The sequence below is a fragment of the Paenibacillus sp. J2TS4 genome, from assembly GCF_018403245.1.
Classification (GTDB): Bacteria; Bacillota; Bacilli; order Paenibacillales; family NBRC-103111; genus Paenibacillus_L.
This window is the reverse complement of sequence record NZ_BOSH01000007.1, coordinates 45,739-65,489: the sequence shown is the minus strand read 5'-3', so window position 1 is coordinate 65,489 and position 19,751 is coordinate 45,739. Positions and strand designations below refer to the sequence as shown.

At 47.0% G+C, this 19,751-nt stretch carries 18 protein-coding genes and 2 pseudogenes; 10 read left to right on the top strand and 10 right to left on the bottom strand.

Going from position 1 to position 19,751, the window contains the following annotated elements; genetic code table 11:
• Nucleotides 1-21: 21 nt before the first annotated feature.
• The 3 genes from KJS69_RS29990 to KJS69_RS16150 form a co-directional block, all read right to left on the bottom strand.
• Nucleotides 22-156, bottom strand: a complete 135-nt coding sequence (locus KJS69_RS29990) for a hypothetical protein (protein ID WP_283777467.1) — start codon at nt 154-156, stop codon at nt 22-24.
• 190 nt (nt 157-346) lie between these two features.
• The gene (locus KJS69_RS16155) at nt 347-1,309 is read right to left on the bottom strand and encodes an acetylxylan esterase (protein ID WP_213584819.1); all 963 of its coding nucleotides are present in this window, start codon (nt 1,307-1,309) and stop codon (nt 347-349) included.
• A 161-nt stretch (nt 1,310-1,470) separates the two neighbouring features.
• Complete coding sequence (locus tag KJS69_RS16150; RefSeq protein ID WP_213584818.1) at nt 1,471-2,583, bottom strand: RNA-guided endonuclease InsQ/TnpB family protein; 1,113 nt, start codon at nt 2,581-2,583, stop codon at nt 1,471-1,473.
• Nucleotides 2,584-3,235: 652 nt separating this feature from the next.
• On the opposite strand from KJS69_RS16150, the gene KJS69_RS16145 reads away from it, so the two are divergent.
• The 4 genes from KJS69_RS16145 to KJS69_RS16130 all read left to right on the top strand — a co-directional run bounded on the left by KJS69_RS16145 (nt 3,236) and on the right by KJS69_RS16130 (nt 11,072).
• Nucleotides 3,236-4,375, top strand: a complete 1,140-nt coding sequence (locus KJS69_RS16145; protein WP_213584817.1) for a SpoIIE family protein phosphatase — start codon at nt 3,236-3,238, stop codon at nt 4,373-4,375.
• 357 nt (nt 4,376-4,732) lie between these two features.
• On the top strand, nt 4,733-8,425 hold the full coding sequence (locus KJS69_RS16140) for a response regulator (protein WP_213584816.1): 3,693 nt from the start codon (nt 4,733-4,735) through the stop codon (nt 8,423-8,425).
• A 79-nt stretch (nt 8,426-8,504) separates the two neighbouring features.
• Nucleotides 8,505-9,326, top strand: coding sequence for a CheR family methyltransferase (locus tag KJS69_RS16135; RefSeq protein ID WP_213585007.1), 822 nt, complete (start codon nt 8,505-8,507; stop codon nt 9,324-9,326).
• Between the two features lie 132 nt (nt 9,327-9,458).
• A complete protein-coding gene (locus KJS69_RS16130) occupies nt 9,459-11,072 on the top strand; it encodes an ATP-binding protein (protein WP_213584815.1) in 1,614 nt (537 codons plus the stop codon).
• On the opposite strand, the gene KJS69_RS16125 is transcribed toward KJS69_RS16130, so the two are convergent.
• Nucleotides 11,039-11,830 (bottom strand): SDR family oxidoreductase, encoded by a 792-nt coding sequence (locus KJS69_RS16125; protein ID WP_213585006.1) that lies wholly within the window; start codon nt 11,828-11,830, stop codon nt 11,039-11,041. The genes KJS69_RS16130 and KJS69_RS16125 overlap by 34 nt on opposite strands.
• 324 nt (nt 11,831-12,154) lie before the next feature.
• Here KJS69_RS16125 and KJS69_RS16120 point away from each other — a divergent pair, with 324 nt between their 5' ends.
• Nucleotides 12,155-12,412, top strand: a complete 258-nt coding sequence (locus KJS69_RS16120; RefSeq protein WP_213584814.1) for a GlsB/YeaQ/YmgE family stress response membrane protein — start codon at nt 12,155-12,157, stop codon at nt 12,410-12,412.
• Between the two features lie 111 nt (nt 12,413-12,523).
• Nucleotides 12,524-13,099 (top strand): hypothetical protein, encoded by a 576-nt coding sequence (locus KJS69_RS16115; RefSeq protein ID WP_213584813.1) that lies wholly within the window; start codon nt 12,524-12,526, stop codon nt 13,097-13,099.
• Here KJS69_RS16115 and KJS69_RS16110 read toward each other — a convergent pair.
• Nucleotides 13,081-13,221, bottom strand: coding sequence for a hypothetical protein (locus KJS69_RS16110; protein ID WP_213584812.1), 141 nt, complete (start codon nt 13,219-13,221; stop codon nt 13,081-13,083). The two genes, KJS69_RS16115 and KJS69_RS16110, sit on opposite strands and share 19 nt — an antisense overlap.
• Before the next feature lie 421 nt (nt 13,222-13,642).
• Between KJS69_RS16110 and KJS69_RS16105 the strand changes: the two genes are divergently transcribed.
• The gene (locus KJS69_RS16105) at nt 13,643-13,885 is read left to right on the top strand and encodes a hypothetical protein (protein WP_213584811.1); all 243 of its coding nucleotides are present in this window, start codon (nt 13,643-13,645) and stop codon (nt 13,883-13,885) included.
• Between the two features lie 97 nt (nt 13,886-13,982).
• Here KJS69_RS16105 and KJS69_RS16100 read toward each other — a convergent pair.
• The 3 genes and pseudogenes from KJS69_RS16100 to KJS69_RS16090 form a co-directional block, all read right to left on the bottom strand.
• Nucleotides 13,983-14,363, bottom strand: a pseudogene (locus tag KJS69_RS16100) (NUDIX domain-containing protein); the annotation flags it as partial.
• Between the two features lie 599 nt (nt 14,364-14,962).
• Complete coding sequence (locus KJS69_RS16095) at nt 14,963-15,877, bottom strand: S66 peptidase family protein (protein WP_213584809.1); 915 nt, start codon at nt 15,875-15,877, stop codon at nt 14,963-14,965.
• A 431-nt stretch (nt 15,878-16,308) separates the two neighbouring features.
• Nucleotides 16,309-17,187 (bottom strand): alpha/beta fold hydrolase, encoded by an 879-nt coding sequence (locus KJS69_RS16090; protein ID WP_213584808.1) that lies wholly within the window; start codon nt 17,185-17,187, stop codon nt 16,309-16,311.
• Nucleotides 17,188-17,312: 125 nt separating this feature from the next.
• Between KJS69_RS16090 and KJS69_RS29705 the strand changes: the two are divergent.
• Nucleotides 17,313-17,453 (top strand): annotated as a pseudogene (locus KJS69_RS29705) (MerR family transcriptional regulator); the annotation flags it as partial.
• A 6-nt stretch (nt 17,454-17,459) separates the two neighbouring features.
• Here KJS69_RS29705 and KJS69_RS16085 read toward each other — a convergent pair.
• The gene (locus tag KJS69_RS16085; protein ID WP_213584807.1) at nt 17,460-17,768 is read right to left on the bottom strand and encodes a DUF2268 domain-containing putative Zn-dependent protease; all 309 of its coding nucleotides are present in this window, start codon (nt 17,766-17,768) and stop codon (nt 17,460-17,462) included.
• A 211-nt stretch (nt 17,769-17,979) separates the two neighbouring features.
• Between KJS69_RS16085 and KJS69_RS16080 the strand changes: the two genes are divergently transcribed.
• Nucleotides 17,980-18,897 carry a helix-turn-helix transcriptional regulator gene (locus KJS69_RS16080; protein WP_213585005.1) on the top strand — a complete coding sequence of 306 codons (918 nt, stop codon included), beginning with the start codon at nt 17,980-17,982 and terminating at the stop codon, nt 18,895-18,897.
• A 48-nt stretch (nt 18,898-18,945) separates the two neighbouring features.
• Here the strand turns inward: KJS69_RS16080 and KJS69_RS16075 are convergent, their stop codons facing one another.
• Nucleotides 18,946-19,113 (bottom strand): hypothetical protein, encoded by a 168-nt coding sequence (locus KJS69_RS16075; protein WP_213584806.1) that lies wholly within the window; start codon nt 19,111-19,113, stop codon nt 18,946-18,948.
• 140 nt (nt 19,114-19,253) lie between these two features.
• Between KJS69_RS16075 and KJS69_RS16070 the strand changes: the two genes are divergently transcribed.
• Nucleotides 19,254-19,604, top strand: a complete 351-nt coding sequence (locus tag KJS69_RS16070) for an STAS domain-containing protein (RefSeq protein WP_213584805.1) — start codon at nt 19,254-19,256, stop codon at nt 19,602-19,604.
• Nucleotides 19,605-19,751: the final 147 nt, after the last annotated feature.

Here is a 19,751-nt window from a genome sequence, read left to right as displayed (position 1 = left end):
GATTGGGCTTCTGCGATTAAGTTACAGCAGATGAAGCCTGGAATCTTCAAGCGAGTGGCCTTGCCTTAACGGCTTGGCTCTCACATGAAGCACTGTCCGACGCTCATAGATCTTGTCGCTCCGGTCATAAACGCCTCCGAGTTGGATGCTCTTCATTGGCATGATTCCGATCTTGAATTTGTTCTATTATATAGTATAACCGGTTTCTTTGACAATATAGCAAGGTAAATCATCTGAATTATTTAACCTTCTGCCGTTTCATGAAACGGTTGGATGGGTAATCAACAAAGACGGGCAGGGCTCCTGCCCCGAATAGAAGGTTGGCCTAAGGCCATGACATCTTCATTTAACCATGACCCAAATGCTTATGGATAAACCGCCTCACGAGTTCGCTGTTGTGGCGGTTGACGTTGTGTCCTCCGAACGGGTAGGCCTCGATGTGCTTATCCGCGGACCGAAGCCGATTATAGGCGGCGAAAATCGTCTCCGGGGGGCAAATCGTGTCCTTCAGTCCGACACTCATCAGGACGGGCTGCTTGATTCGTTCGGCTAAATGGACAATGTCAAAATAACTTAATGTCGTTAATATAGATTCCAGCTTGTCCGGGAACAGGTCGGCGAACGAGGCTAATTCCGACAGAGATCCGGTGGAATGCATAATCCCGTAATCCATATGGCACATATTAGGAACACTTGCCGCGCACAGCGATACTTTATCGCTTAATGCGGAAGTAATTAATGCCAACCCGCCTCCTTGACTTGCACCGGCCACGGCAATTCTGGAACGGTCAATTTCCGGCTGCCCGTACACCCAATCGATCGCTCTTAAGCTGTCGACGGTGATGGCCTTATAGTAGCTGCGGTCCTTGTCGAGAATTCCTTGGCTGATCCAGCCGCTGGTCATCCCCGTTTCACTCGGGAGGGTATTGCCGGTCTCTCCGCCTTGACCGCGGACATCTACCGCGAAGACGGCTAAGCCCATCATCAGCCAGAGAGCATAGTCCTCAGGCACTCCTTTGCTGCCATGGTAGCCGTGAAACCAGACTACGCACGGGACGGGAGAGTCGTTGCGAAACGGAGGGAGCAGGTACCAGCCGTGGATGGGCGTTTCGTCGAATCCGTGATAGATGACTTTATATACTTCAGCATGGAGCATATAGGGTGAATCCATTCGGACTTGCCGCGCATTTAGCGGCTGGCTGCCGATCTGCTTCAAGGTGAGCTCCCAATATTCGTCTAAATCGGAAGGTGCATAGGGCACGGATATATAGTTATGGAGATCGCTAATTCTTTTATCAATGGCATTCATAGAAATCGAACCTTTCTAACCTTAATATTTGGGATTGTCAACAACTCATGACTCAAGTCACGAGCTTGTAACTGCCCGGAAGTGAGTGCGGCGGTTAGCCTCCTTCCTTGGGGTGGCGTTACCATAGGCAGGTTGACTGCTGCCCGACTGCATAGGTATACCTATGCAGTCACTTCAGCGATGTACTGGATTCCAATGCGCTGAAGATTCATAGCGCCAATGCGATCATCATTCGAGCGATACCCGCACTTCTGACAACAGAAGCAGTGCCTCTTCTTATCCCGATTGGCTCTCTCTGTATGCTCACATTTGGGGCAGGCTTGTGATGTATAACGGGGATCAACCGCCATTACTTTGGCTCCATGGAGGTTGGCCTTGTACGTGATCATCTGGCGCAGCTGATAGAAGGACCAAGAAACGGTTTCATAACGATCCTGGACCCGAACCCGCTCTGTACGGTTTCGAACACCCGTTAAGTCTTCCAGTACAAACAACGTATGGGCCCCATATCGGAGGACGAGTGCCTTGGATATCCGGTGATTGATATCTGTCATCCAGCGGTTTTCTCGTCCCCCGATCCGCTTTAACTTACGGCGAGCAGAGGCTGTCCCTAGTTGCTGCAATTGCTTTCGCAAATGCTTGTACTTCGAGCGTTTATTCTTAATGGGTCTACCGTGAAAGAACGTACATTGACCTTGGGAGTCATAGCTGGTCACAACAAAGTTGATGCCCATATCTAATCCGACTACTTGATTCAAAGATGGATCCGAGACTTCTTCCACTTCTTTGGTCATTGGGAGATGTAAGAAGAACTTCCCTCGCTTGTGGACTAACTTGGCGGTCCCGAAGGACCAGGATCCATCGAAATACGTTTCCATGCCTTTCGATTCATAAGCCACCTTGATGCGGCCATGCACGGTATTGATGGAAAACATCCGTTGCGTAAACGAGTAATCTCGACGCCAAACGAGGTCGAGCTCCGGTTTCTTGAACCGGACGAATGTCCAGAGGTGGCGATTGCCGATTAACGACTTGTACCGAGCGATCACCGTTCGCATGACCGATTGAGCCATTTGAGATCGTAAGGAAAAGGTAGAACGCAGCTCCCGATACGTCAACTGATGCAGCTTCGTCTTGGAGAGAATTTTCTCTTCAAATACAAGCTTGGACAGGTGATCACTTGCCAGACGGTAAGCCCCTAGGGTCTGTCGTAACCATTCGATTTGTTCAGGAGTGGGTAAGATTTTCACTTTGGCGGTTAAAGTGATTTTCAAGTCAAGTCACCTTGCTTCACGTTAAGATTCGGCTAGGCTGTAAGTTACTCACCCTAATCCTACACACTCCATTATATCAAACATATGTTCCTGTTTGAAGCAGAAATTCAGAAATAAGTGTAAGATCACTTATCTAATCAAAAGAGGAGGAGTAAAGGGGTGTGACTAATAAGAGAAGGGCGTAAATTCCTCTCACGACTCAAGTCGCGAGTATCCTTTACGCAGATTATGAATCATTCATATACACAAATGTTAATTACATTGCTCCATGAGACCGGTCCCCTTGCACGGCTAGGTATTGGAGGCAACAGTGAAGCTTTTCCTTTCTTAGATTTTTTTAATGATCTATAATAAATTTCTTTTCCAGATGAAGAACTCCTTCCTATTAAATGGCATTAAAGAAAGTTTCCTTCTGCTCCAGAGGAAGGACCTCCAAAGCTTCATGAACTTTCGGACGGCAGGAATATAAGGCCAATCATGACCAGAGAGCGGTTCTTGCTCACTTTATGAACTTATGCATCGTGGACATAGGTTCCGGGCCTGGGTTACACTTATTGTGAAGGCCGACAGCGCTTTAGCATTAGGATAAGGATTCTGCGATAATATGGTTTTTGACTATAACAAGTATTTACACAAAGGAGTATCTCGCCTTATGAGTATTCTGGTTGTTGACGATAATCCGGTCAATCTGATTATCATCGAAAAAATTTTAAAGAACGAAGGCTACCCCGACTGTATTAAAGTGAACTCGGCACATGAATTGTTTGATTATTTAAAAATCGATTCCGACGAACCGATGGATTGCGACGTCGATTTAATTTTGCTTGATCTGATGATGCCGGAGATCGACGGCTTGGAAGCCTGCCGGAGGCTTCAAAAGGTTGAACGGCTCAAGGATATACCGATCATTATCGTGACGGCCTTAGGTGATTCCAATAAGCTGGCGGAAGCTCTTGATCTAGGGGCCAGCGATTATGTAATGAAGCCGATTAACAAGGTCGAATTGATGGCCCGTATTCGGGCAGCACTCCGCCTTAAGTATGAAATGGATTGGCACATAGAACGGGACCGTAAAATCCGCTATGAGCTGGATTTAGCCAAACAGGTGCAGCGAAGCGTCCTTAGTCTGCCTATCGATGACGAGCTCATTAACATTCGCGCGAACTATTATCCATCCTCGGAACTGGCTGGAGATATGTATTCCTGGTTCCCCATTGATGAGCATCGTTACGGCATCATTCTATTGGATACGATGGGGCATGGCATCTCCTCCTCTCTCGTCTGCATGTTTATTTCCTCGGTTCTTCAAGACACGATTACGGAATTAACCGATCCGGAGAAGGTGATTCATGAGCTGAATCGATATATGAGTCAGCTTTACAGCAAGGACCACTTTATTCACTACTATTTTACCGCTATTTATATGGTTGTTGATACCCGGAATAAGCAAATCGAATATGTTAACGCCGGTCACCCTCCAGCGGTAGTCTTTCATGATGGCGACCAAATAAGCAAGATGGATCGGGGCAGCTGTGCGGTTGGTTTCTTTGACAAGATCGAGATCGAGAAATCGGTTATTCGCTACAAGGATACAGCGCGTATTTTTATGTTTACCGATGGGCTTATGGAGGTTCTGGAGGAGGAAGGAATGGACGGCTTCCAAGCATTGACCGCCAAACTGGAGCAATGCAAAGATATGGAAATGGAAGACTTTGTCCAGTGGCTGGTGCCGGAGGAGCTTCGCAACGATCATGAGGACGATATGTGTCTCGTTATTGTTCGGACTAAGTAGAGAAGGAAATCAGTGTAAATCTATATAATGATTGAATAGCTTATGAAGTGGAGAAAGAAAGATGCTTTCAGGGCGAGTTTTGGCTTTGTATTCCTACCATCCGAAGGCCCATCCAAATAGAAGGAATCTGTTGGTTCGGGGTCCCCGAAAAGTACCTGGAATCGCTTCGAAGCCCATCTTCACTTTTTGGGGAAGGAGTATGATGTTTGAAGCTTCGGAGGCACTTTCCTTCGGAACGGAATGAGAGCTATTCTTTAGTTCAACAGATATACATTTATTTCGCTACGAAAGCCTCAGATCTCGAACGCCGAAAAGTGACGGGATTCTCCGCACCATTTAATAGAAGGGGGCTAGGCCATGAAGATAAGGACGAAGCTGTTTCTCGGATTCGGGGCGCTTATTTTTCTTATGTTTGCCCTGGCCGGGATCGGCATTAACCGGCTATCCTCAATCGATAAAAATATTAATGAAATTTATCAGAATCGCTACAATAAAGTGAAATTCACTTCTAATACGCGCACCGAAGTATTTACGATGAATAATTTGCTCGTCAATCTTATATTGAACGAGCCGCGGGACCGTGAGGCGCTGATCCGGGAAATTAACGAATCCTCGACCAAAGCGTTGACGTATTTGAATCAATTGGGGGAGCAATCCGAGACGGCGGAAGAGAAGCAATTGCTGGAAGCCGCTATAGAGAGCTTCGATACTTATTCCGGTTACAAGAAAGAAGCGATCAGTCTGGTATCTTCGGCCAAGCGGGGAGAGGCAGCCCAACTGCGGGAGACCGAAGGTAACAAAATATCAGAGGCGCTTCAGCAGAGGCTGGATGAGCTGGCCAAATATCACGAGCAGAGAATGGATGAGCAGTTTCTCGCTTCGCGGGCGAATAATCGTTCGACGCTGACCTTTACTCTGCTGCTCAGCATTGTCGGTTTATTACTTGGTCTGGGCATTATGTTCTGGATTATTTACAGTATTACAGGCGGCTTGAATAGGGTATCCAAAATGATTTCCAGCTTTGCCAGCGGGACTATCGATGCGAAAGAGCTTAAGCAAATATCGCCTAAGGATGAAATCGGAGAAGTGGCGGAAGCCTTCTCTGTTATGGCACTGGATTTGCAGGAAAAGACGAAGCGCGAGCGGGAGATGAACCGGGCTAACGAGGAACAGGCCTGGTTAAAATCCAATCTGGCCCAGATGACTACTCACCTTAATGGATTGGGTGAGCTGGAAGTGGTCAGTCAAGCGTTTATTTCCGAAGTGACCCCGATGCTGGGGGCGAGCTATGCCGTGATGTACTTGCTGGAGGGCGAGAATCAGAACAAGCGCTTGAAGCTTAGCGGTTCTTATGCCTTCCAGGAAGGGATCCATCCGAGCGAAGGTCTTAAGATGGGGGAGGGACTGGTTGGGCAATGCGCCCTGGACGAGGAGACGATTCTGCTTAAGGACGTTCCGGCGGATTATATTAAAATTAACTCCGGACTGGGCGAGATTACTCCGGTCAATCTGGTCTTTCATCCGATCCGTTACGAGGATGAGCTGATAGCTGTCGTGGAGTTGGCCTCGCTGAACGAATTTACCCCGCTGCAGCTGCATTTGCTTGAACAGCTCGGTGAGAATGTCGGCATCGTGCTTAAAGATATTATTGGTCGCAAAAGAGTGGAGGAATTGCTGCGAATTTCGCAAGGCTTGACGGAGGAACTGCAAGCGCAATCCGAAGAGCTTCTCTCCCAGCAAGAGGAACTGAAAGCATCCAACGAACGACTAGAGGAAAAAACACGGTCGTTGCAGCGTTCCGAGGAAATGCTGCAACGACAGCAGGAGGAGCTGGAGCAAGCGAATGATGAGCTTGTGCAAAAAACGCAGCAGTTGGAGCTGCAGATCGAACAAACCGAACAAGTGAACCGCCAAATCCAACAAACCAAAAATGAGCTGGAGCGGCAGGCGCTGCAATTAGCGCTAACCTCCAAATACAAATCGGAATTTCTGGCCAACATGTCGCATGAATTGCGAACTCCCCTGAATAGCCTGCTCGTTCTGTCCCAGCTGCTTGCGGATAACCGGGAAGGGAATCTGGACGAGAAGCAGGTCGAGTTCGCTGAGACGATTCATTCGTCCGGAATGGATCTGCTGCGGCTGATTGACGAGATTCTTGATTTATCGAAGGTAGAAGCCGGGCGCATGGAAGTTCAAATAGAGCCTTATTCTGTCGGGGAAATTGAAGATTATGTCCGCCGCAACTTCGCTCCGATAGCCAAGAAGAACGGCCTCGGCTTCCATGTCATCGTGGAGGAAGAGGTTCCGGGTGTAATAAAGACCGATCCTCATCGATTGCAGCAGATTCTGCGCAATCTTCTTTCTAACGCTTTTAAATTCACGAAAGAAGGAAGCATTACCTTTCATGTGAAAACGGAGGAGTCACCGTCCACGGATGCGGGCAATTCCGGAGAGCCGCTGATTGCCTTTTCGGTCATTGATACGGGAATTGGCGTTTCGGAAGAAAAGCGAGAGCTTATTTTCGAAGCGTTTCGTCAGGCCGATGGAACGACAAGCCGCAAATACGGGGGAACGGGGCTGGGCTTGTCTATAAGCCGCGAGCTGGCTCGTCTGCTTGGAGGGACCATCACACTGAGCAGCGAGGAAGGTCGAGGCAGCATATTTACTCTGTACTTGCCGGTCTCTTCACCGGAACAGCCCGTAAGCGAGCCGAAGGAAGTCGTTCGCGACATGATGAACGAGGTGGCCGTTTCGCGAAGATACGGTGAGCCTTCGGAGATGCCCGCCGGATTAATCATTCCTCCGGTGAAGCTGTCCGATCCCAAGCTTCTGGAATCGCCGGGGATCAACGATGACCGCGACCTCATTGAGCCGAACGACAAAGTCCTGCTTGTCATTGAGGACGATATCCATTTTGTTAGAATCATAATGGAGATGGCCCGCACCCGAGGATTCAAGACGATTGCGGCGCTGAGGGGAGACCAAGGCCTGGCCTTGGCGCGTAAATACCAGCCGGATGCTATCATTCTCGATATCCAGCTTCCGGTGGTCGATGGCTGGTCGGTGCTTAACCGGCTGAAGGACAGCTCGGAGACCCGGCATATTCCGGTTCATGTCATGTCGGTCGTGGACGAATCCCAGCAGGGCTTGACGATGGGAGCTATTGCTTATCTGAAGAAGCCGGCAAGCAAGGAGCGATTGGATGAAGCCTTCACCCATATCCAAACCTTCCTCGAGAAAAAGCTGAAGCATCTCTTGATCGTAGAGGAAGACGAGGAGCTGCGCAGAAGTCTGGTAGATCTGATCGGATACGAGGATGTCCAGATTACAGCTCTTTCCAGCGGTCAGGAGGCACTGCGGGAGCTCGATAACCGTCACTATGACTGCATGGTGCTGGATCTCGGATTGTCGGAAATGTCCGGCTTTGACCTGCTGGAGGCCATTCGCAACAAAGACCAGTGGAAGCAGCTTCCGATTATTATTTATACCGGCAAAGAGCTGGATAAGTCCGATGAAATCCGGCTTAAAAAATATGCGGAATCGATTATTATTAAAAATGTGAAATCACCCGAAAGATTGTTTGATGAGACGGCATTGTTTTTACACCGAGTGGAGGCCAACCTGCCGGAGGATAAACGACAGCTGCTGGAAGAGCTCCATAATAAAGAAAGTGCCTTTGAAGGCAAAAATATTTTGCTGGTCGATGACGATATCCGGAATGTGTTCGCCCTTTCCAGCGTCTTGGAGTCGTTCCATATGAATGTGAGCTTCGCTGAGAACGGGGTGGAGGCGCTTCAGGTTCTGGAACAAAAGCCTGAAATTGACCTGATTCTGATGGATATTATGATGCCGGAGATGGATGGATACGAGACCATGAGGCAGATCCGCAGTCAGCTCCGGTTCGAGAAGCTGCCGATTATCGCGTTGACCGCGAAGGCGATGAGAGACGACCGGAACAAATGTATAGAAGCCGGGGCCTCCGATTACATTATTAAACCTATCAATACGGACCAATTGTTGTCCTTGTTAAAGGTTTGGCTGTATAAATGAGGGGGAATTATTCATTCTTACCAATCGTTCTCAAGCAACCGGACGACCGGAGAGGGAGGGCTCTTCATTGGATCCGGACATGAATGAAGACCGGGAACGGATCGAAATCGAGCTGCTGCTGGAAGGAATCTACAGACTGTATGGTTACGATATGCGCAGCTATGCCTATAATTCCGTGAGACGCCGAATTTGGCATCGGGTTCAGGCCATGAAGCTGCAGACGATTTCGGCGCTTCAGGAGAAAGTGCTTCATGATCCGAAAAGCATGAAGCAGTTAATGAAAGACATGATGATTAATGTAACGGAAATGTATCGCGATCCGTCCTTATTTCTCACCTTTCGGGAGAAGGTCGTCCCGCTCCTTCATACGTATCCTTTTATCCGGATATGGCATGCCGGCTGTTCAACGGGGGAAGAAGTGTTCTCGATGGCCGTTCTGCTCCATGAAGAAGGACTCTATCACAAGTCAAGGATATATGCGACCGATGTCAACGAGGATATCGTCGATCAAGCGAAGACGGGAACCTTTCCCTTGCGCAAGATGCAGAAATATACCAAAAATTACATGCTGGCCGGCGGATCGGGGGCGTTCTCGCAATATTATTCAGCTACAGAGAGCACTGTCACCTTTCATCCGTTCTTGAAGGAGAACATCGTGTTTGCCCAGCATAATCTGGTCACGGACCGGTCTTTTAATGAATTTCATGTTATTTTCTGTCGAAATGTGCTTATTTATTTTAATAAGGAGCTGCAGGATCACGTTCACCATCTGTTTTATGAAAGCTTGGCTCCTTTAGGGGTATTAGTCTTGGGCAACCGGGAGTCTATTAATTTTACCCGGCATGCGGATTGCTACGAAATGTTGAACTATAAAGAGAAGCTTTACCGCAAGGTGAAGTAATTTCGATAGGCGGCGCCGAAGAGATTTGAAGCTTCGGAGGCACTTTCCTTTGAAAGGAAGGACTGCTTTCTTTAGTGCCGCTGATATAGAACAACAAAAAGATCAGGAACATCCGAGGATAGGAGGAAGTCCATGGAATACACGGATCCCATCAATATTTTGCTGGTGGACGACCATCCTGAAAATTTGCTTGCCCTGGAGGCCGTTCTTGTCGACAAAAATTATAACCTGGTCCGTGCCACGTCCGGGGAGGACGCTCTTCGCTGTCTGTTGAAGCAGGAATTTGCCGTTATCGTTATGGATGTGCAGATGCCGGGCATGGACGGCTTCGAAACCGCCCGCTTCATCAAGGCGCGTGACCGTTCCAAAGATATTCCGATCATTTTTATTACGGCCACCAGCAAGGAAGCGGAGCATTTTTTTACGGGATATTCTGTCGGAGCGATAGATTATATGGTCAAACCCTTCGTCCCCCAGACGTTGAGGTCCAAAATTGAGGGCTTCGTCAATCTGTTTATTAGCAGCAAAAAACTGCAGAAGCAGGCCAAGCTGCTGGAGGAGCAGACGAAGAAGCTGGAAAAGGCGAACAAGGAGCTGCTGTTGACGACACTCAGCTTGACCAAAGCGGAAGCCCAGGCGAGGGTCATCGGGGAGACGTCCATCGATGCCATGTTTACATTTGATGCCGGGGAGACGATTCTGGCGGTCAATCCTGCCGCTGTCGGCATGTTTGGCTATGCGGAAGAGGAACTGATCGGCCAGCCGGCTACATTGCTTATCCCTGATTTATCCTCCTTGGAAAACCTTGATCAACAGAGAGGGGGAGCAGGGCGCTACGTGACGGGGAAAATCAGCGAGATGAAGCTAACCAACAAGTGGGGCTCTTCCTTCCATGCGGAAATCCAGATCGGTGAGGCTTATATCGGTGCTGATCATTTATTCGCCTGCACGGTCAGCGATATTACGGAGCGGAAGAAAGCCGAGCAAGACTTGTTGGCGGCTAAGGAAGCGGCAGAGGTGGCATCACGGGTCAAGTCGGAATTCCTGGCGACGATGAGTCACGAAATCCGCACCCCCCTTAACGGAGTCATCGGAGTGACCGATCTCCTGCTGCAAACCGAGCTTAATCCCGAGCAGCAGGAGTTGACCGAAATCATTCGCAAGAGCGGAGACGCCTTGCTTGCGGTCATTAACGATATTCTCGATTTCTCCAAAATCGAGAGCGGCAAGATGGAGCTGGAAGAGGAGCCATTCGAGCTGCTCTCTTGTATTGAAGAAACCTTCAATATGTTCACGGCTCACAAAAAGGAGCTGGAAATGGCGTATTCCATCGATCCCGAGCTCCCTCAGTATTTGGTAGGCGATGTGACTCGATTGCGGCAAATCTTGATCAATCTGGTAGGCAATGCCGTCAAATTCACGGAAAGCGGGGGAATTTATGTTATAGTTAACAAGCTCCGCGATGAGGAAGGCCGGCTCGAAATCGAATTTACCGTTAAGGATACAGGAATCGGGATTGCTGAGAGCAAGCGCGAACTATTGTTCAAACCGTTTTCCCAACTGGACTCTTCCATGACCCGCAGGTATGGGGGAACGGGGCTTGGGCTTGCTATTTGCAAAAATCTTGTCGAATTGATGGGAGGCTCGATCCGTGTGGAGTCCGACGATGAACCGGGAGCCACCTTCATCTTCACCATTAAGGCCCTTCCCTTTTACTTGAGCAGAGATTCCGCTCCGTCGATATAGATAGCGGTGCCGGTAATATGGGAGGAGCGGTCGGAAGCGAGAAACAAGACGAGGTCGGCAACCTGTTCAGGGCATCCGGGACCCTGCTCAAGAGGATGGCGGCCTTCAGGATATTCGACGGGTATTTTAACGTCTTCGAGCTCGGAGGAGCGAATAGTGCTCTCGCCAATATTAGTCGAAATCGATCCGGGGCAGATGGCATTCACGCGAATTCTGTATTGAGCCAGCTCCAGCGCGGCCATTTTCATGAAGGCGACTTGACCTGCCTTTGAAGTGCTGTAAGCGCTCATTCCGATATTGGAAAACACACGGTTCCCATTGACGGAGCTCGTTATAATGATGCTTCCCCCCTGATTTTTCAAATAGGGGATAGCTGCCTTGACGGTATGGAACGTTCCGCTCAAATTGGTCCCGATTGTTCGATTCCAGTGCTCTATCGAAAGCTCTTCGATAGGGGCCAGCATGCCGTTAATGCCTGCATTGGCAAAGACACAGTCCAGCCGGCCCCATGATTTTACGGTTAATTGCGCGGCCCTATTCATTTCTTCCCCGTCAGCGACATCGGCTGGAATCGGGAGGGCTCGTCCCCCGTTTTGCTCAATCTCGTGGCATACCTCAGCCAGTTCCCCTTCGTGAAGGTCCACGGCGCCGATGCTTGCGCCAGCTTCGGCTAACTGGATCGCCGCCGCTTTGCCGATTCCGGAGCCAGCTCCAGTGACGAGCGCAACTCGTCCCGCCAACTCGGCGTCATTTTCCATCTCCGATTTCTTATTATCCATAATTACTCCTCCTCGTCTGCGATCTCTTTCGCATGATTCTTTCGTTTAAGTTCCTGCGTAGCCCGGCCCCAAGCATGGCTGCCACAAGCTTTCATCGTCCACACTTCATATAGTTCCTTCATCGGGCTTCTCCTTAGGTTGTCCCGTTCTATTCCATTACCCTCCAATCTTAAAAAATGAATCGCTTATATCGTTAGAGCTTCCTTTACTCTCCCGCCAGATATGGGAATCACTGGTTCATTATTAACGTCATAGGTTAAAAAATATTAGACAACTTAGAATGGATCAGGAAGGTGGTATGTTGTGACAATACTGCTGGTATTACTAGGTGTTGCGCTGATTATTGGAAGTGGTGGACATTGGATAGCAAAGCAAGAGATACCTGGAGGAATCGCGGCCACTATGGTCATAGCCTTCGCCGGAGCTTGGCTGGGGTACTTCATGGCAGGAGATTGGGGACCTACCTTATTTCGATTTCCGGTCGTTCCTGCTTTGCTGGGAGCGGCATTGTTTCTGGCCATTTTTATCGTCCTGTCTAAAATAACGAATAGATCGTCTTAATATCGCTTCAAGAGTTCCAAAGGGGCACTTTTTTTATAACAGATGTACAACGGATCGCAGAACTTTACAAAACGGTTGAAGGCCAACGGCAAAATGAGGGAGGGACGGGAAATGGGGAAAACGTGGAAAATATTATGCCTTATGCTTGGAATATGGTTGATAGGCAAGCCGACAGGAGGGATAGTTGCCGATAGTTTCGAGTATAGCGGGGATGTAACTTCTGTCGTGTCTTCCGCTGCTCCTGTTTCTCTGCCTCATGCCAATGGGGACAAAGCTGAAGAAAGCAGCTCGGAATCGTCGCCCTCCTTCCTGCCACTGGAAGAGGTCAATGGAATCACCCTCTATGACGATCGACAGAGCGTAGTAGAGCAATGGGGTGAACCGGAGTTGGTACAGAAGGATGATTTCTTCCCGGAAACGGAGATTTATGAGTATGCTCATATGGAAGTGGGTCTGGAGTCCGGGGTTGTAAATTATATCATGGTCCCCGCTGAAGCCGGAACTATTGTCATGGACCACAAGGAACTGGAGACAGACCTCTATTCGCTAACCGAGGCATTGGGAACCCCGGATTTTGTAGCGGAGGACGGGCTGGTCTATCAGCGAGGAGCCCACGTATTGAAGCTTTATAATAATGAAAAGGGAGAATTGACCGTCATTCGTTATTATCATCTGAGCGGCACTTGATGGGAAGCCTGCGGCGCTCTGCCTTGATCCTCGAGAAGCGCCAAATCGAGCAGCTTACAGAAAGCCTGCGATTCTGCAGGCTTTTGGGCCGTTTTGCTCCGCTTCCGCAGCAAAGCCTTCAAAAGTGCATCCTTTTTCTCGTTCCAGTGGAGAGCGGTTGGTTTTAACACGAAAATTAATGTATCATTGCAGGCTTTTCTTTTGAGTGTTCGAATTCGGTTCCAATAACTGTATTATCGCAGGAATTCATGTCCGCTAAGACTAGGAACGAGAAGGCGTTGGCCAACCCTTGATTGAAAGGGAATGATAGTGGCTGCGCAGCGAACGGATTCCTATTCCTACTCCTTAGAAAGTTCATTGCGGTTACTTTTCAGGGGATACTGTCTTTCCGAAATACTCCGCCAAGGGTTTTACTCATACTGGCTCCAATGGTTATGAAAAAGGGAACTTTGGCCAATAATGGAGAGTACAGTTCTAATTAAGGTTCTTTTCCATAATCAAGTTCCTTGGTGAATAAGGGAATGGAGAGCGGAGGTTGTTTCTGTGTCTACAGTTATTTGGCTGATAGTTTCCATAGCCTTTCTTATTGGACATACGTTGGAGACGGTGTGGGTTTATCGGGATGCCCGAAAATTTAAGGGGCAAAAATATGCTGTGGAGGCAGCTATATTTGTGTTCCTATTTCCAGTCGTCGGGCTGATTTTTTTGATGGCCGAGGCCGAGAGCACCGCGAGGAAGTCCCGGCCGGAGACGACGGCCGAAGGGATTCTGTTGGAGTCTACTTAACGGTACAACACCTCTTTTGAGGTATTATTCTGCCGCCTGTGCTTTAATTAAGCTGAAGTGATTCAGTGATGGGGATGAAATCACTAAATGATCCATGTTACAAACCAATATTGCTTTTATGTCCCTTATATTGACCGGCATCAGGGAAATCATTTAAGACAAGATTTTTAAATACATTCGTAAAGTTCAGATATTCTAGCTGCTCTATAGGTACAAATTTAATATCTGTTATGTTATTTTCATCATACAAATTGGAAGGTAAAGTTATTGTACCGCCTACTTTCTTTAAGTGGAAAAGAAAATGTATTCGAGATACCTGCTCCTCAGGTTTATCACAAACGTATAATAATCTTTGAATATCCACATCCAGTCCTGTCTCTTCGAACATTTCTCTTTTCATCGCATATTCCAGAGTCTCTCCTCTCTCAACTTTTCCCCCAGGCAAAGACCAAAATCGATTAGTATCCACTTTTTGTTTATGTTTTACTAAGTTCCATAAAAGGAAATAGACCGCCCTCCGACAAAGGTTTGCGGTCTATTTCACGCTTCCGATAGCCACCGCCTAAAAGCGGCTATTGCTTACTGAGAGTCGAGGTCGCAACTCGGCTCTCTTTTATATTCTAATCTTATCATCCGGCAAATATTCGTTCAAGGTAAATATGAATATTTACAATAAACTTATATGTTGTAAATCGATGGAGAGAGAGCCGCATGTAAACATGTAAACGGCTCTTTTTTTCATTAAACTTTTTTCAACAAACATAAGATATTCACTACGAGACTAGCGATCTGAATAAGAATATCCCAAGTCATACCGAATCCCTCCTTTTCGTGGCGCTGTGATAAGAGAACATTATTAGCCCTCTTACTTATTAAGCGCGGCGGAAGAAAAATGGTATAAAAATAGACGGGTATTGAATTGAATAGAAATGCAATATTATGGAGGTTTGTGATGACCTTTGGACAGTATGTGAGAAAGTGGAGACATGATCTAGGAATGGTGTAAAAGGAATAAGTACTTGGCATGTGATATCGGGAATTCTATCACGAACAGCCCGAATGGCGCTGATCCTTTTGCTATACTAACTGCTTGAGTGACTTCTCCGCAGTGTTTAACAACGAAGGGACACCGAGTGGAACCGCGATATTGACATCGCCATGGCCAATCCGGAAGCCTGACAGGGCAGGTTTGCCTATAGGGACGAGGTAATGCTCCAACACTTGCTGCAAGGATAAGCCGTTCGTGTGTTTGTTAGAATCGCAATCCGTGAAATCGCCAATGATAAAGCCTGCTGCCTCCCGCAGCTTGCCAGCCATTTTCAGCTGATTCAACATGCGATCTACACGATAAGGTTCTTCCTGCACATCTTCGAGTAATAGAAGGCAGTCCCGCGTATCCATTTCATACGGAGTGCCTATGCTGCTTGTTATAAGGGAGAGGTTCCCGCCAATGATCGGTCCCGAAGCTTCTCCTTCGACGAGAACGTGCAGTGGCGATAGTTCCTCCGTATAATTCAGAGGAACTGATTTAACGAGCTGTTCCATGCTTTGCCAGGTATGCGGGTGAAGGTTTTCCTTGGCAAGGCAGATAAGCATCGGGCCATGGTACGTGACCAGTCCTGACTTCATCCCTATGGCAGTATGCAGAAAAGTAATATCGCTATATCCCCAGAAAGGCTTCGGATTTGCTGCTATAAGCTCATAATCCAGCAAATCCGCCATCCGTGCCGTTCCATAACCGCCGCGAGCGCAGAGTATGCCTTGAACCGAAGAATCCGCGAACATGGAGTTCAACTCATCCGCTCTCTCCTGATCTGTCCCTGCTAAATATCCATACTGCTTGTGCAGCGTCTCGCCGAGCTTGACTCTAAGTCCAAGACTCTCCAGGCGTTTGACCGCTTTGGCCGTATCTATTTCTCCATAGCTTGCAGGCGCTGTAATGGCAATACAATCCCCGTATTGCAGCGCCTTGGGTATGATCCGGTTGCTCATTTAAACACCTCTCCGATTTATTTATATTCATGCCCTGCCCATCCATTTAGCGGAAAATCCGTGCTTGACTTCCTTTACCGCCAAACTAAATGGATTTTATGTAGGTAAATAAGCCAGATCAGACGATTTTCTACAATCTAACTGGAAATTATACAGCTAGTTCGGACCCAATTTAGCTAATCCATCTTAATCCCCATTTCTAACGGCAGTTTTTCCATTTAGTTCGGCTATTTAGCGAAAAAAGCAAAAACTAACTGTAGAAATTACATCTAGTCGGCTAAGGACTTTCTGTCAAGGACGATCCCCAAATCCGAACATCGGTCTTATGCTTTACTATGATCAACACACGAACCGGATCATGTTTCCGAATCAACAAGTAAGAGACGGATTTAATCCGGATATCTGTAAGATTAGGCTATCGATTTACTATATTAACGGGTTATATTCAAACTTTTAATCAACCAACGCTTTATCAATGACAGAACCGTTACAGGCTGCATAGCTTTGGTGTGATCCATATCATTTCCTTTTAAGATTTCTATATCCCATCCAAGGTGTTCTAATTCTTGTTTGTTTTTCTGAAGTATACCGATAATATCAACGGTTACATTGCCGAAGTTTTCTCCATAAACAATAGTGTCTTTCTCCCCGGCAAACGCCAATCTCGGAATATCTAATTTATGTTGAATTTCCCGATCATCAAATTCCATCAAATTTTCGTACATTGTAACAAACTGTTTAGTTTGATCCGTATCGATTTTTACCTGTATGTTCTCCCAATCAACCTTTTCTGGACTGATATGGTCTTGTTCATCAATAACAGAACAATTTTGATTACTTAAAGCTTGTTGGTATGTTTTATTTGTCACTACCATCATTTCTTTATATGGACCCTCTATTGGCGGAAAACCACCCATGATTAAGCTTTCTAGTCTGTCTGTCCGAATGGCTAATTGTAATCCAACTAAAGCCAACCAAGAGTAACCATAATAGCTAAACTTTTTAACGTTCATTTCATTAGCAATGGTTAGTAGATCATTTACTATGCTTTCAGGTGTGAGGTTCTCTGGGTTCGGATGTTGTAATCGGTGTCCTTCATAGTCGAAATATAAAATCTGGAACTTGTCCATGAGTCCCTCAACAAAATGTTTTCCTAATTCGGGGTCTACTCCCCACAACTTTAGGTTTTCGGCTTCTTGTCCGTATACAGATTCTTTAGCAACAGGAAGCATGATTGTTGTAGAGTCGGGGTTCCCAACTAAACCAACTTTTAGCTCTGATTCATCCGTAAGTTTTATATCCTTTTCCATTTTTATCCCTCCTAAAATGTTTATACAATCATCATATAACATTCATGCAATCTTTCGGTTTTCTGCTCCCCGACCTTTATATATTGGGGGTTTTATTTGAAATATGTTATTGTAACACTTAAAGTTTGGACACACAAAACTATGACAAAATCGAACGATCCTTTCAGTTGGCTTTGGAAAATCTGAATAATCAACTATTACTTCAATTGAAAGGAATCGCAGAACTGATAAAATATATACACTTTTGCCAAGAAATAAATACCTAAAATCATCTATCTCAATAACGGATATCCGCTATTCCAGTACAATTCTTCGTTAGAGAGGTTATGAGCCTCTATAATAGAGACGTTATGTGTTGAAAGATACTTCCGTACAATTCTTGCCCCTATTTCGTATGCTTTCACGCCAATATACTTAATATAGGCATCCGTTCCGACCTCATCCAAATTTGTTTTTTCCCAGAAGTCGTTTTCACCTTTTGAAGTAACAGGAGTAGGAGGAAACTTCGGGTGTGGGAATAATACTTCCGGCAAGACGCTGGCCAGTCCTTCAAAAATTAAAAAATCCCGAACAGGGCCCAAACATCATCCCCATGTTGCCAAAGACGATACAGCAAGATGGATCAAATAGGAAGTCATGCAGCGTGGTAAGCTAGGGATAGAGTTCCAATTTGGAAGGGGCCGCTGTCCAAAGTACTCTAGTATCGGGGCTTTCAATAACGTACAGATACTAATAAGAGATGAGCTGTGCCCGGCAAGCATTGATTTACGGAAGGAGGGGCAGCGGTGGATGATCTACAATGAGCATGTCCGGATGGTCAAAGGCTCCATCCGATTTATTGAAGAGAATCTGACGGAAGAACTGTCATTGGAAAGGGTATCACGCGAGGCCTCTTTCTCGATGTACCACTTTCACAGACTTTTTCAAGCTTATGTTGGAGAAACCCCCTCCGAATATATCCGGAAGAGAAGATTGGCCTGCGCCGCTGCCGAGTTGATTTCTACGGATCGCCGAATTTTGGAGGTAGCTCTCGAATTTCAGTTTGAATCTCAGGAAGCCTTTACCCGGGCTTTCAAAAGAGTATATCACATGACACCCGGCAAGTACCGTAAATATGTTCTTAGCTTACTAAATCGAGGGGAGAAGGAGAATCGAATGGAAGGAATCAAGCAGGAGCCTTATGGATGGATGCTGACGGGAAGTCATCCCCATCTTTACAGCATGGGAGTGGATCGGATCGTAACCCATCAAGGCCGTTCAGCGGGTTATTTAGTATCGGAATCCCACCAAATGGAAGGTTTCGCCACTATGATGCAAATGTTCAAAGCGAAGAATTATGTCGGCAAAAGGTTAAGATTCACCGGCTTCGCCAAATCAGAACGGGTGGATGGATGGGCGGGCTTATGGATGAGAATAGACGGGAAAGACGGAGACTTGCTTGGATTTGATAATATGGGCAATCGGCCGATCACGGGAACGACTTCCTGGAGTCCTTACAGCATTGTACTGGATATTCCGAAAGATAGTCAGGAGATAGCTTTTGGGGTATTGCTGTATGGGGCGGGGAAAATCTGGGTTGACAGTCTGCGGTTGGACGAAGTGGACGATAAAGTGCCTACAACCAATATCGAATCACCGGATGAGCTTCCGGATGGACCGGTTAACTTAAGCTTCGACGAAGCTCCGGAAGGGGAAAACGGCAAAATTTAAAAAACACGGAATTGTCCGTGTTTTTTGTTTGAGTCGGAATGACCAGTCTCATCGGAACATAGGGAAGACATAATTCACCAGGAAATACAATCCCCCGAAAAAAATAACGGTATAGGCCAAGTATTTTATGAAAGTGGCCGCGATCAAGCTGTTGTCGGTTTTCTTTTCTACATTCGTATTTTTTCTTTCGACATCGACATTTTTATGTTGATCCATAATTGCTGCTCCTTTCTGGTTAAGAGGCCGGCTTACTCGTCATTACCCGGTCCGGAAGGGACTGAAACGGAGGGGAAAGCCATGAAATTTGATTCTATTTTTGTTAAACTATAGGTCAATAAGTCGTTGAGGTGAATCCATTGTCTTCCAGAAGGTTCCACACCCAGTATAAGGAGACTGCGCACCGGATTACTCTCTATTTGTCTGGAGAGCTGGATCTCGCCGCATCCTCCTCCTTCCGCGTTATATCGGAAAGAGTAGCAAGCAGGAAAGAGAAGCCGCTGGTTATCAACTTGAATGAGTTGACTTACATCGACAGCTCAGGGATAGGCCAATTGGTATTACTATTGAAATGCCGCACGGAAATGAATGCTGACTTCTATGTGGAATCCATACCTTCCAAGATCCAAAGGCTGTTCGATATGACCGGACTTACCCGATTCCTTAAACCGGTGCCTCCTGAATCTGCGACAATACCGGGAGGGGGCTAGTCAGACTTCTCGCCAATCGAGTTATTTATCGATGCAGTGCCGATTTTCCGATGGTATGGATAATCGGCTTCTTTGCCATGTCTATGTTTTCGAATGACCTATACAGCTTCTTTCGGCAGCCGGAGCTACAAAATTGCGCAGAGCCAT